Source organism: Amycolatopsis sp. NPDC000009, assembly GCF_055563465.1.
Window position 1 is genome coordinate 263869 of the sequence record NZ_JBVHDI010000006.1, and the last position, 12416, is coordinate 276284.

Consider the following 12416-nt stretch of genomic DNA (forward strand, 5'->3'; position numbering starts at 1 on the left):
ATGAAGACCGAGGTAGTCGGCTACGGCGGGACCCGGATCGGCTTGTGGGTCGAGGGCGCCGAGAACACCCGTCCGATCGTGTTCGTGCACGGCTGGGCCCAGTCCGCCAAGGCCTGGGCGCCGCAGCTGGCGGATCCCGCGCTCAGCGAGCGATTCCGCCTGGTCGCGATGGATCTGCGCGGTCACGGCGATTCCGAGGTGCCCTCCGCCGGCTACGACGATCCGCGGGTCTGGGCCGAAGACCTCGCCTCGGTCCTCGACTTCGCCGGTGAAGACGCGATCGTCGTCGGCTGGTCCTACGGCGGGCTGGTGATCACCGACTACCTCCGGGTACACGGCTCGTCGAGGCTCGGTGGCGTCGTCTTTGTGGGCGCCATCACAGAAATCGGCAAGGACCGGCCCGGCGGCAAGGTCGGGCCCGCCATGCGCGAGGCCATCCCGGCGGTGCTTTCGGACGATCCGGCGGTCGCGATTCCCGCGTTGGTGCAGTTCAGCGGGCGGATGACCGCCGCCCCGGTCTCCGGCACGCTCGCCCAGTCGTTGCTCGGCGCCTGTCTTTCCACCCCGCCCGCGGTGCGCTCCGCGCTGTTCCGGCGCGACATCGGGAGCGAGGACGTCCTTCGCGATCTGGACAAACCGGCACTTATCATCCATGGTCTCGCGGACGCTGTGATCGATCCGACGTCGGCGGAGTACGCGGCCGGGAAGATTCCGGGGGCCGTCGTGCGTTGGCTACCTGAGGTGGGGCATCTGCCGTTCGCCGAAGCGGCGGACGAGTTCGGTGATCTACTGCGCCGGTTCGCCGATCAGTAGGACTTCGGGAGTGTTGACCAGGTGACGATCCCCCTGCACGGGTTCGACGCCGCGCCCAGGCGCGTCGCGGTCCTGTCGTTGCACACCTCTCCGCTGGAACAGCCGGGTACCGGCGACGCCGGCGGCATGAACGTCTACGTGAGCCAGACGGCCACCGAGATGGCCCGTCGCGGCGTCGAGGTCGAGGTGTTCACGCGGGCGACCTCCTCGGATCAGCCCCCGGTCGCCGAGCTGGCGCCCGGCGTGCTGGTCCGGCACATCCCCGCCGGGCCGTTCGAGCCGCTGGGCCGCGACGAGCTGCCCGCGCAGCTGTGCGCGTTCACCGCCGGGGTGCTGCGGGCCGAGGCGTTCCACGAGCCGGGCTACTACGACCTCATCCATTCGCACTACTGGCTTTCCGGCCAGGCGGGCTGGCTCGCCCGCGACCGCTGGGGCGTGCCGCTGGTGCACACCGCGCACACCCTGGCCAAGGTCAAGAACGCCGCGCTCGCCGACGGCGACACCCCGGAGCCGCGCACCCGCGTGATCGGTGAGGAGCAGGTCGTCGAGGAGGCGGACTGCCTGGTGGCGAACACCCGCGTCGAGGCCCGCGAGCTGATCGAGCTGTACGACGCCGACCCGCATTCCGTGCACGCCATCCCGCCCGGTGTCGACCTCGACCGGTTCACCCCCGGATCCCGGCCCGCCGCGCGCCGGGCGCTGGGCCTGCCGCAGGACGCGATCGTGCTGGCCTTCGCGGGCCGCATCCAGCCGTTGAAGGCGCCGGACGTCCTCCTGCTCGCCGCGGCCGAAATGCTGCGCGAGCGGCCCGAGCTGGCGTCGCGGCTGGTGGTGCTGATCGTCGGCGGCCCGTCCGGGACCGGGCTGGAGCAGCCGCAGGCCCTGCGCGAGCTGGCCGTCTCCCTCGGGATCGAGGAACAGACCCGGTTCATGCCGCCGCAGCCCGGCCAGTCGCTGGTCGACGTCTACCGCGCGGCCGACATCGTCGCCGTGCCGAGCTACAACGAGTCGTTCGGGCTGGTCGCGCTCGAAGCGCAGGCCTGTGGGACACCGGTGATCGCGGCCGAGGTCGGCGGGCTGCCGGTCGCGGTGCCGCACGGGGTTTCCGGGCTGCTCGTGCCTTCGCACGACGCGAAGGACTGGGCCGATGCGCTCGCGAACGTCGCGCTGCGGCCCGGGCGGCGCGCCGAGCTTTCGGCCAACGCCGTCGTCCACGCGCGGCGCTTCTCCTGGCGTCGCACGACGGACCGGTTGCTCGACACGTACGCTCAGGCGACCGGCGCGTTCCGGCGTGCCCTCGAACAGCGCGCGGAGGTGGCGGTTTGACGCTCGACGAGACCTTGCGGTCCTCTTTGGACAATGCGGGCCTGGAATACGAAAGGCGTGGCGAGGGAAAGTACTTCGTCACCTTGCCCGGTACCAAGAAGTTGCAGACCAACTGCTGGCTGGTCGCCGGGGACCACGCCTTCGCCGTCGAAGCCTTCGTCTGCCGCCGTCCCGATGAGTCCCATGAGGACGTTTACCGGTTCCTGTTGCGCCGCAACGCGAAGCTGTACGGCGTGCACTACACCGTGGACGCGATGGGCGACATCTACCTGGTCGGCCGGTTCGGTCTGGACACGGTCACCGAGTCCGAGCTGGACAAGATCCTCGGGCAGGTGCTGGAAGCCGCCGACGGCGATTTCAACACGTTGCTGGAGCTCGGATTCGCGGAATCGATCAAACGCGAATGGGATTGGCGCGTTTCCCGCGGCGAGTCGCTCGCGAACCTGCAGGCGTTCAAACATCTCGTCGAACCTTCGAACGGACACGAACCCGGAGCCTTGACCGACTCGTGACCCGAACGGTGCAACGGCACCGGATCCGGATCCGTCTCTTTCCGCGACACTGGAGGGAGACGGTTTGATGCGCAAGCGAATGAGATGGGTCGCCGCCGCCGGCATCGTGCTGGCACTGGCGGGCTGTTCGGCGAACGATTCCGGCAGCAGTGAATCCGCCGCGATGCCGATGTCGGCCGACACCAAGCAGGCGGCGCCGAACCAGGGCGGGCCCAAGAAGGAAGCCACCGACAGCGCGGGATCGGGCAAGGCCCCGGCGCCGGCGGGGCAGCCGGGGATCGCCGACCGCAAGCTGGTGCGCACGGCGAGCCTGGAACTCACCGCGCCGAACGTCGCCGACGTGATCTCCCAGGTGCGCGTCATCACCCAGGGCGCCGCCGGCTACACGGGGCAGGAGAGCACCCAGGAGAAGCGGGCGTCGGTCAACGTCATCGTGCCCGCCGAGCGTCTCGACGGTGTGCTGGACCAGCTGGGGAAGCTCGGGAAGCAGATCAAACGCGAGGTCACCGCGACGGACGTGACCGAGCAGATGGTCGACGTCGATTCGCGGCTGGCCACCCAGCGGGCGAGCGTCGAGCGCATCCGCGCGCTGCTCGCGAGGGCGACGTCGGTCTCGGAGATCGCCTCGGTCGAGAGTGAGCTGACGAGCCGGGAGGCCGAGCTCGAGTCGCTCCAGAAGCGGCGTGAAAGCCTGGCCGGAAGCGTCGCCATGTCGACGATCTCCCTCCAGGTGAAGGCGGAGACCGTCGCGGCGGCGGAGGAATCCCGCAGCGGGTTCCTCGGCGGGCTGGGCGACGGCTGGGACGCGTTCCTGACCTTCGGTGGCGGCCTGCTGACCGTGCTCGGCGCGATGGCGCCGTTCCTGCTGGTCTTCGGGGTCCCCGCGGCCGCGCTGGTGTGGTGGCTGCGCAAGCGGCGCCGTCCGGCGGAGCCCGCGATGGCGACCGCTTCGGATCTGCCGTCCGCGCCCCCGCTGGACTGAGCCCCGACGAGCCCCCGAGGCGTAGTTCCGGCGACGTCAGGTGACTGAACGGACGACACGCGTGATCCGGCGGACGACACGCGTGACTGGATGGACGACACGATCGCGGCCGGAGTGTCGTCCGCTCAATCACGCGTGTCGTCCATCCCAGCACGCGTGTCGTCCGTTCGGTCACAAGGGCCCCGAAAATGAACAGGCGGGACGGCTCGAGGGAGGGGGGAGTCGCGATCTCGAGCCGCCCCGCTGAAGTTCCCGCCAAGGTGGACCCGGTGACGAGGGGGATGCCAACGGGGCCGGCGGGCGCCGCGACTCGGCAGGGGGGAGACGAGTCGCGGTCGTCACCCGCGTCGAACCGGGGAGTGCGTGGAATCCGGCCGCGCGGGACGTAGTCAACCTGTCAGATCTCCACCTGTAATCACAAGACTACCGGTTACTCCGTTCGAGTGAATTTGAAAAACGGGGATAACGGAGTGCAGCCTGATTTCCGGGGATCGGGACTTGTTGGCGGCCCGTCTTCTGGACGGGTGAAGGTGTTACTCGCGGGTAACGCACTCTCCGTAGAAGGAAGGCGAAGCGCGGCCCTCTGACCGGCGCTTCCGCTCACTCTGGCAGGCTGAACCCCATGGCTGAGCTTGGGACTCTGGTGCTGCTGCGTCACGGGCAGAGCACGTGGAACGCCGAAAACCTGTTCACCGGCTGGGTGGACGTGCCGCTGTCCGAGCAGGGCGAGCAGGAGGCGCGCAAGGGCGGGCAGCTCCTCGCGGAGTCCGGCCTGCTGCCGGACGTCGTCCACACGTCGCTGATGCGCCGCGCGATCTCGACCGCCAACCTGGCGCTCGACGCCGCCGACCGGCACTGGATCCCGGTGAAGCGCGACTGGCGCCTCAACGAGCGGCACTACGGCGCGCTGCAGGGCAAGAACAAGAAGCAGACCCTCGACGAGTTCGGCGAGGAGCAGTTCATGCTCTGGCGCCGTTCCTACGACACCCCGCCGCCCCCGATCGACCCGGCCGACGAGTTCAGCCAGGTGGGCGACGCGCGCTACGCCGACCTCGGCGACGCCGCCCCGCTGACCGAATGCCTCAAGGACGTCGTCGCGCGGCTGCTGCCGTACTGGGAGTCCGAGATCGTGCCGGATCTGCGCGCGGGCAAGACCGTGCTGGTCGCCGCGCACGGCAACTCGCTGCGCGCGCTGGTGAAGCACCTCGACGGTATCTCCGACGACGCGATCGCCGGGCTCAACATCCCGACCGGCATCCCGCTGCGCTACGACCTCACCGAGGACCTCGAGCCGGTCACCGCCGGCGGGACCTACCTGGACCCGGAGGCCGCCAAGGAAGCCGCGGCCGCCGTCGCCAACCAGGGCCGCTAGACCCACGCATTTCGTCCTCTGAATGCGGTAGTTCGCCCTCGAACCACCGCATTCAGAGGACGAATTGCGTCAGGGCAGGGGCTGGACCGACTCGACCCCCGCGGCCTTCCAGCCCTCGGGCAGCCGCTGGAGGCGCAGGACGATCGGCAGGTACCGCTTCGTCGCCTGCCCGGCCGCGTCCGTGACGTCCGTCGTCGCGCAGAGCAGCACGCTCGCCTTGTCGTCCACGACCTCCATGACCGCGGCCGCCGGATTCGGCGCCGGCGTCGCCTTCGTGCCGCCGGCTCGGATCTGGTTCAGCCGCCCGGCCTTGTCCTGCCGGAACTGGGTCAGCAACTGCCCGGTCGACACGGACTCGTAGCGGGCGTACGTGCCTTCGGGGTCGGCCGGATCCACGTTCAGCAGAGCTTCCGCGGCGCGGAGGGCGCCGTCGCGGGCGGAATCCCGCACCCTCGCGAACACCCGGTCGCCGGCGCCTGGTTCCTCCGCCGCGGGCGAGGGCGCGGACGGGTTCACTTCGACTTTGCCGATCCGCCAGCGGTCGCCTTCGCGCACGGTCGCGAGCAGCACCGACGCGATGCCCTTGCTGGTGGCGCCGGCCCTGGTGCTGCTCTGGTCGAGCACGGTCAGCACCCGCGCCTTGTCCGGCGTCTCGTCGACCGCGGCCGAGACGATCACCCGCGTCACGAGTTTGATCGGTTCCGCCGATTTCCGGACCTCGGCGAACAGCTTCGCCAGCTCGTCACGCGCGTCCGGCGTCAGGTTGTCGGCGATCGCCTTCTCGTACGCGGGCACGGCCGTGCTGTCGTAGGAGAACACCGCTTCGGTGGCCGTCTTCACCGCCGTGAGCACGGCGGCAGTCCGCGCCGGATCGACCAGCGCGAGGTTCGATGGCGGGGTTTCCGGCTCGGGCCGGGCGGTCCCGGAGACCGCGGTGGTGCAGCCCGCGAGCGCGAGCAGCGCGACGAGCCCCGCCCAGCGCCTCACAAGAGGCCGAGTTCCCGCGCCCGCGCGTCGACCTGGAGCCGCGACGTCACGCCGAGCGCGACCAGCAGTTCCGAGACGCGACGCTGATAGGTGCGAACGCCCATGCCGAGGCTCTTCGCGGCCTTCTCGTCCTTGCAGCCGGTGGTCAGGAACTCGAGGATCTGCGGTGCCTCCGTCCGGATGTCGGCGAACCGCGCGTCGAACGTCTCCAGGGTGGTGGACGCCAGCCAGGCGGTTTCGAACAGCGACAGGATGCCCTGCACCAGTTCGGGGCGCGAGATGACGCTGTAGGAGCGGACCGCCTTGCCCTCGTCGCCCGCCATGATCGCGACCCGCTCGTCGAGCAGGATCGTCTCGTTGATCTCCTCGGTGCCGATCCGGATCTGCGCGCCGAGTTCGGACAGGTGGTGCAGGTGCCGCGCGGTCTGCTCGTTCAGCAGGACGCCGGGGCGGTACAGCTTCCGGATCCGCTTGTCGCGGACGAGCCGTTCACCCTGCCGGGTGAGCGACGGCCGGGAAAGCGCCCAGGTGTAGAGGTCGTCGGCCGCGCACGCGATGTCGGTCGCCGCGACGAACAGATGAGCCGTCCGGTCGAACAGCTCTTCTTCTCCGCGAATCAGGGAGATGTCACTGACGAGTTCCACGGCGACAGTCTTCCAACATTCCCCGGCAGCCGTGACGGGAACGTCGCTATTCGCCGGTGAGTGGGCAGAACACGGTTCGGATAGTCACGACGAAAGTCGTGATCCGGGCACGAGCCGGTACCGATGTCCCCGGTTCGGGTGACCCGCCTCACCCAGGAGGTCTCGGCCACGTGAACGAGGTCTGACCTGCAGGCGAACAGGGTGTCCCCAGGTGTCATAGGCATCACGAGTACGCGGCCGGGACTAGGCCAAAAGACTACCCACGCGCTTACGATTCCCCTGTGACCACGCCTGTTGCACTCGCCCTGGCCGTCGGCGGACTGATCGTCGGTGTGGTTTTCGGCTTCCTGATCGCGAGGAGCCGCACCCGCCGCGAGGAGCGGAGGCCGGCCGGCCCCACCGTGGCCGAACTGCTCGAACGCCTCGTGCGGTCCAGCAACAACGGCGTCGTCGTCCTCAACAAGTTCGGGGACATGGTCCTGCACAATCCGCGTGCCTACGAACTCGGGCTGGTGAAGGTCAACCAGGCCGATCCGCGGGCCCGCAAGGCCGCCGAGCAGGTGGTCGAGACCGACGAACCGATGGAGATCGACCTCTCCCCGCTGGAGGCGAGGGGACGCCAGCCCGAGGCCGTCCTCGGCGAGGTCCGCCCGCTCGGCGACGGGTTCACCGTGGTGGAGGCCGTCGACCACTCCGAGGCGATCCGCCTCGAAGCCGTCCGGCGTGACTTCGTCGCGAACGTCAGCCACGAACTGAAGACGCCGGTCGGCGCGATCGCGCTGCTCACCGAGGCCGTCCTCGACGCCGCGGAGGACACCGAGGAGGTCCGCCGCTTCGGCGGCAAGATCCTCCGCGAATCGACGCGGCTCGGCCAGCTCGTCACCGAACTGATCGCGCTGTCGCGGCTCCAGGGCGCCGAACGGCTGCCCGATCTGAACGTCGTCGAGGTCGACGCCGTCGTCCGCGAGGCGCTCGGCAGGACGACGCTTTCGGCGGAATCCGCCGAGATCACCATCACCACCGACGCGGCCAGCGGGCTCCTCATCGAGGGCGACCGGACGCTGATGGTCACCGCGCTGTCGAACCTGCTGGAGAACGCCGTCGCGTACTCGCAGCCGGGCAGCCCGGTGTCGATCAGCAGGCGGCTGGTCGACGGGAAGGTCGAGATCGCGGTGACCGACCGCGGTATCGGTATCGCCGAGGACGAGCAGCAGCGCGTCTTCGAGCGGTTCTACCGCGCGGACAAGGCACGGTCGCGGGCGACCGGCGGCACCGGGCTGGGGCTGGCGATCGTCAAGCACGTGGCCGCCAACCACGGCGGTTCGGTCGGCCTGTGGAGCCGTCCCGGCACCGGGTCGACCTTCACCCTGCGGATCCCCGCGCACATCCCCGCCGAACCGGCCGCGCCCGCGAAACAGGCTCCGCCGGCGTCCCGGCCGGAGAAGACCCCCGAGCGGACACCCCGTCTCGTGGCAACAGGGCAAGAAAGCCCCGACCATGGAGGAAACCTGTGACGAGGGTTCTCATCGTCGAGGACGAAGAGTCGTTCGCCGATCCGCTCGCGTTCTTGCTCCGCAAAGAGGGCTTCACCGCCGCCGTCGCCGTGACGGGGCAGCAGGCACTCGAGGAGTTCGACCGCAACGGCGCCGACATCGTCCTGCTCGATCTCATGCTTCCCGGGATGAGCGGCACCGACGTCTGCAAGCAGCTCAGGCAGCGTTCCGCGGTACCGGTGATCATGGTGACCGCGCGCGACAGCGAGATCGACAAGGTCGTCGGCCTGGAACTCGGCGCCGACGACTACGTCACCAAGCCGTACTCGGCCCGCGAGCTCATCGCGCGGGTGCGGGCGGTGCTGCGCCGCGGTGGTGAGCCGGGCGCCGAAGGGGATCTGGCACCGCTGGTGCTGGCCGCCGGGCCGGTGCGGATGGACGTCGAGCGGCACGTGGTGACCGTCGACGGCCAGGAGGTCTCCTTGCCGCTGAAGGAGTTCGACCTGCTCGAGTACCTGCTGCGCAACGTGGGCCGGGTGCTCACCCGCGGGCAGCTGATCGACCGGGTGTGGGGCGCGGACTACGTCGGCGACACCAAGACGCTCGACGTCCACGTGAAGCGCCTGCGGTCGAAGATCGAACCGGACCCGGGCTCGCCCCGGCACCTGGTCACCGTCCGTGGCCTTGGCTACAAGTTCGAGACGTGACAGGTCCGGTACCCGCCTCCTGCGATACAGATCACGGTTACGGTTTCGTGACCTGACGTGGGGGCGGGTACCGTAGACGCTCGTGCGCCTAGGGGTACTCGACGTCGGTTCCAACACCGTCCACCTGCTCGTGGTCGACGCCCACCGTGGCGCCCACCCGACCCCGATGCATTCCGAAAAGGCCGTCCTCCGGCTCGCGGAGCAGATCACCCGCAACGGCGACCTGAGCCGCGCGGGCGCGGACAGCCTCGTGCGAGCGGTCGAATCGGCGAAGGCGGCCGCGGCCCGGCTCGGCTGCGAAGAGGTCATGGCGTTCGCCACTTCCGCGGTCCGCGAAGCCAAGAACGCCCCGAAGGTGCTGGCGAAGGTCCAGGAACAGACCGGCGTCGAACTCCAGGTGCTTTCCGGGATCGACGAATCCCGGCTCACCTTCCTCGCCGTCCGCCGCTGGTTCGGCTGGTCGGCGGGGAAGCTGCTGGTGCTCGACATCGGCGGTGGCTCCCTGGAGGTCGCGATGGGCCGCGACGAGGAGCCGGATCTGGCCGAATCACTGCCGTTGGGCGCGGGCCGGACCACCCGGACGCGGTTCCAGCACGATCCGCCCACCCGGTCGGAGCTGATCGCGACTTCGGCGTGGCTCGAAGAACAACTCACCCCGCTCGCGAAGAAGGTCGCCAAATTGGGTGAACCCGATCGTGTCGTGGCGACGTCGAAGACGTTCCGGTCGCTCGCCCGGCTGACCGGAGCGGCGCCGTCGGCCAGCGGGCCGCATGTGCGCCGTACCCTGACCGACACCGCGTTGCGCCAGCTCATCGCGTTCATCTCCCGGATGACCGCCCATGACCTGGCACAACTCGAAGGGGTCAGCGCGAGCAGGTCGCATCAGCTGGTGGCGGGCGCGCTCGTCGCACAAGCCACCATGCGGGCGCTTTCCCTGGAAGAACTGGAGATCTGTCCGTGGGCGCTGCGAGAAGGTGTCATCCTTCGACGGCTGGACCATTCGAACGGTGCGGACGAGACTGTGGGCGGCAGCGCCCGACTGGACTTAGTCGACGGAGAACGGGCACGGTGAAGAGGTGACGGAAATGCGGATGACGGTGGATAGCGCGCGCGACGCCGCCGATGCCCCGTCGCGTGCCGGTTCGCAACGGCTGGAGCGCGCATTGGACTGCACGGTATGACGGACGAGACAGAGAGCGGCCAGCCACAGAAGACCGTGGCGGAGCTGCTCGCGCAGCACGGAGCCCAGCCCGAGGGCGGGCGCCGCAGGCGACGCCGCGCGGCCGACGACGACGAGGCTCCCGAGCCCACTCGCGGGCGGCGCACGCCGTCGGTGAGCGACACGGCGCCGCAGGCGATCATCGACAGGGTGTCCGGCGACACCCCGCCGCCCGCCAACCGTCCGCCGCGCCGCTCGCGCCCGCAAGACTCCGGAGCGCGCCCGCTTCCGCAGCCGCAGCAGGACTCGGCGCCGCTGCCGGTGCCGCCGAACGTCGCGTCCACTCCGACCCGGCAGACGCCGCCGGTGCGCCCGCCGCAGGAGCAGAGCGGCTATCAACAGCGCCCGCCGCAGCAATCCGGGCAATTCGTACGGCCCACGCCTCCGCAGGAGCAGAGCGGTTACCAGCAGCGCCCGCCGCAGCAGTCGGGTCAGTTCGTGCGGCCGACTCCGCCGCAGGAGCAGTCCGGTTACCAGCAGCGCCCGCCGGACTCGGAGGGCCTGCCGCCGCGTGGCCGTCCCCGCCCGGAGGAGACCCGCGGCGCGGTGCCACCGGTCCGCCGTCGCCCCGAGCCGCCCGCCGGACCTCCGTCCTCCGGGCTGTCGGCGAGGCTCGACGGGGGCCTCGACACACCGGCCGAAGACGTCCAGGACCAGCCGGGCCCGATGGCGAGCGGCGCGTTCGCGGCGCCGCCGGCCCAGCCGGCGCGGCGCCGCCGTCCCGCGGCGCGCCCGCCTCAGCCGAAGGCCGAGCCGAGCACCGAACAGTTCGCCGCCGTCGGCGACGAGGCGCCGGTCGAACCCGAGGCACCCGCACCGGTGGAACCGCCGGCACCGCCCGCCGGCCTCGCCGGCTGGCGCAAGCGCAGGCAGAAGGTGCAGTCCGAGGACACCGAGATCGGCGGGATCCCGCCGGTTCCGCCCCCGGTCGCGCCCGTCGAACCGGACGCCGACCCCGAGCCGGACCCGTTCGACGCGGGCCCCCCGACCATGGGGCACCCCGCACCGATGCCCTTCGTGCCGCCGCATTCGCTCGACGACCGAGAACGGCAGGACAACCTCGACGAGTACGAGCGCGAGTTCGCCGACCCGGCCTATCCGGACGGCGGCCCGGACTTCGGCCGCGACGACTACGGCTACCGCGCCGACGACTACGAGGACGACTACGACGACAGCGTCGACGATGTCGTCGAGGACGACGAGCCCGCGGCGCCCGCCGAGAAGGTCTCGCCGGGCAAGCAGTGGCTGGCGCTGGCCGGTCAGCTCGCCCTCGGCGTCGTCGGCGGCGCCGGGGTCTGGCTGGGCTTCAACTGGCTGTGGGTGAACATCCCCGCCGCCGCGCTGGTCGCCGCGCTGCTGGTGATCGTCGCGCTGGTGTGGATCGTCCGGAAGATCCGCAAGGCGGAAGATCTCCAGACCCTGGTGCTCGCGGTACTGGTCGGACTGGTGGTGACGGTCTCACCGGCCGCACTCCTGCTGGTCGCGCGTTAGCGGCCTCGGGAAGGATGCCGGAATGGTTCAGCAGATTCCGGTAGGTCTCTCGACGGCGTCCGTCTGGCCGTTGCGGGCGGGCACGGCGTTCGAGCTGGCCGCCGACCTCGGCTACGACGGTGTCGAGGTGATGGTCTGGGCGGACCCGGTCAGCCAGGACGTCTCCGCGCTGCGCCGCTGGGCGCGCCGCACCGGCGTGCCGGTGCTGTCGATCCACTCGCCTTCGCTGCTGATCACCCAGCGTGTGTGGTCTCCGGATCCCGAGGTCCGCCTGCGGATGTCCGTGGACGCGGCCCAGGAGCTCGGCGCGCGCACGGTCGTGGTGCATCCGCCGTTCCGGTGGCAGCGCCGCTACGGCGACGCTTTCGGTGACCTCGTCGACGAGCTCGAAGAAGACAGCGGGATCGAGATCGCGGTCGAGAACATGTTCAAGGTCCGCCCGCCCGGCGGCTCGCGGACGTCCCGCGTGTCGGCGTTCCGGCCCTCGATCGACCCTACGGACGTAGGGTTTCGCCACTACACGCTCGACCTGTCCCATACAGCGGCAGCCGGGATGGACGCCCTCGCGCTCGCCGAACGGATGGGGTCCGGGCTCGCGCACGTCCATCTGGCGGACGGCACGGGCCTGCCGAAGGACGAGCACCTGGTGCCCGGCCGCGGGATCGAACCCTGCGCCGAACTGCTCGAAAAGCTCGTGAACAGCGACTTCTCCGGACAGGTCGTGCTGGAGATCAACACCCGGCGATCGCCGAGCGCGGCGAAGCGGTCACGGGACCTCGCGGAGTCACTCCTGTTCGCGAGGCTGCACCTCGGTCAGTGACAAAGATCGTCTCCGGGTGCGGAGATTCATTCCTCACTGCGCCCGAGGCG

The 12416-nt window shown here is 70.2% G+C and carries 12 protein-coding genes; 10 read left to right on the top strand and 2 right to left on the bottom strand.

Translation table 11 applies throughout. The features are described 5' to 3' along the window. The 5 genes from ACZ3HL_RS19295 to ACZ3HL_RS19315 all read left to right on the top strand — a co-directional run bounded on the left by ACZ3HL_RS19295 (nt 1) and on the right by ACZ3HL_RS19315 (nt 5005). Nucleotides 1-813, top strand: a complete 813-nt coding sequence (locus ACZ3HL_RS19295; RefSeq protein WP_465532604.1) for an alpha/beta fold hydrolase — start codon at nt 1-3, stop codon at nt 811-813. Between the two features lie 21 nt (nt 814-834). Further along, on the top strand, nt 835-2139 hold the full coding sequence (mshA, locus tag ACZ3HL_RS19300; RefSeq protein ID WP_465415697.1) for a D-inositol-3-phosphate glycosyltransferase: 1305 nt from the start codon (nt 835-837) through the stop codon (nt 2137-2139). Next, a complete protein-coding gene (locus ACZ3HL_RS19305) occupies nt 2136-2651 on the top strand; it encodes a type III secretion system chaperone family protein (protein WP_034310547.1) in 516 nt (171 codons plus the stop codon). Before mshA ends, ACZ3HL_RS19305 begins: the two co-directional genes overlap by 4 nt. A gap of 67 nt (nt 2652-2718) precedes the next feature. Beyond that, on the top strand, nt 2719-3633 hold the full coding sequence (locus ACZ3HL_RS19310) for a DUF4349 domain-containing protein (protein WP_465532606.1): 915 nt from the start codon (nt 2719-2721) through the stop codon (nt 3631-3633). A 622-nt stretch (nt 3634-4255) separates the two neighbouring features. Further along, on the top strand, nt 4256-5005 hold the full coding sequence (locus ACZ3HL_RS19315) for a phosphoglyceromutase (RefSeq protein WP_465415691.1): 750 nt from the start codon (nt 4256-4258) through the stop codon (nt 5003-5005). 69 nt (nt 5006-5074) lie between these two features. On the opposite strand, the gene ACZ3HL_RS19320 is transcribed toward ACZ3HL_RS19315, so the two are convergent. Further along, complete coding sequence (locus ACZ3HL_RS19320) at nt 5075-5992, bottom strand: hypothetical protein (RefSeq protein WP_465532608.1); 918 nt, start codon at nt 5990-5992, stop codon at nt 5075-5077. Continuing rightward, nucleotides 5989-6636, bottom strand: a complete 648-nt coding sequence (locus tag ACZ3HL_RS19325) for a DNA-binding response regulator (RefSeq protein ID WP_465415687.1) — start codon at nt 6634-6636, stop codon at nt 5989-5991. The genes ACZ3HL_RS19320 and ACZ3HL_RS19325 overlap by 4 nt, the downstream gene beginning before the upstream one ends. 281 nt (nt 6637-6917) lie before the next feature. Between ACZ3HL_RS19325 and ACZ3HL_RS19330 the strand changes: the two genes are divergently transcribed. The 5 genes from ACZ3HL_RS19330 to ACZ3HL_RS19350 all read left to right on the top strand — a co-directional run bounded on the left by ACZ3HL_RS19330 (nt 6918) and on the right by ACZ3HL_RS19350 (nt 12366). Beyond that, nucleotides 6918-8150 (top strand): sensor histidine kinase, encoded by a 1233-nt coding sequence (locus tag ACZ3HL_RS19330; protein WP_465415685.1) that lies wholly within the window; start codon nt 6918-6920, stop codon nt 8148-8150. Then, entirely contained in the window at nt 8147-8836 is a 690-nt protein-coding gene (locus tag ACZ3HL_RS19335) for a response regulator (protein WP_465532610.1), read from the top strand. Before ACZ3HL_RS19330 ends, ACZ3HL_RS19335 begins: the two co-directional genes overlap by 4 nt. Nucleotides 8837-8918: 82 nt before the next feature. After that, on the top strand, nt 8919-9908 hold the full coding sequence (locus ACZ3HL_RS19340) for a Ppx/GppA family phosphatase (RefSeq protein WP_465415681.1): 990 nt from the start codon (nt 8919-8921) through the stop codon (nt 9906-9908). A gap of 105 nt (nt 9909-10013) precedes the next feature. Beyond that, complete coding sequence (locus ACZ3HL_RS19345; protein ID WP_465532612.1) at nt 10014-11546, top strand: hypothetical protein; 1533 nt, start codon at nt 10014-10016, stop codon at nt 11544-11546. Between the two features lie 22 nt (nt 11547-11568). Next, nucleotides 11569-12366 carry a sugar phosphate isomerase/epimerase family protein gene (locus ACZ3HL_RS19350; RefSeq protein ID WP_465532614.1) on the top strand — a complete coding sequence of 266 codons (798 nt, stop codon included), beginning with the start codon at nt 11569-11571 and terminating at the stop codon, nt 12364-12366. Nucleotides 12367-12416: the final 50 nt, after the last annotated feature.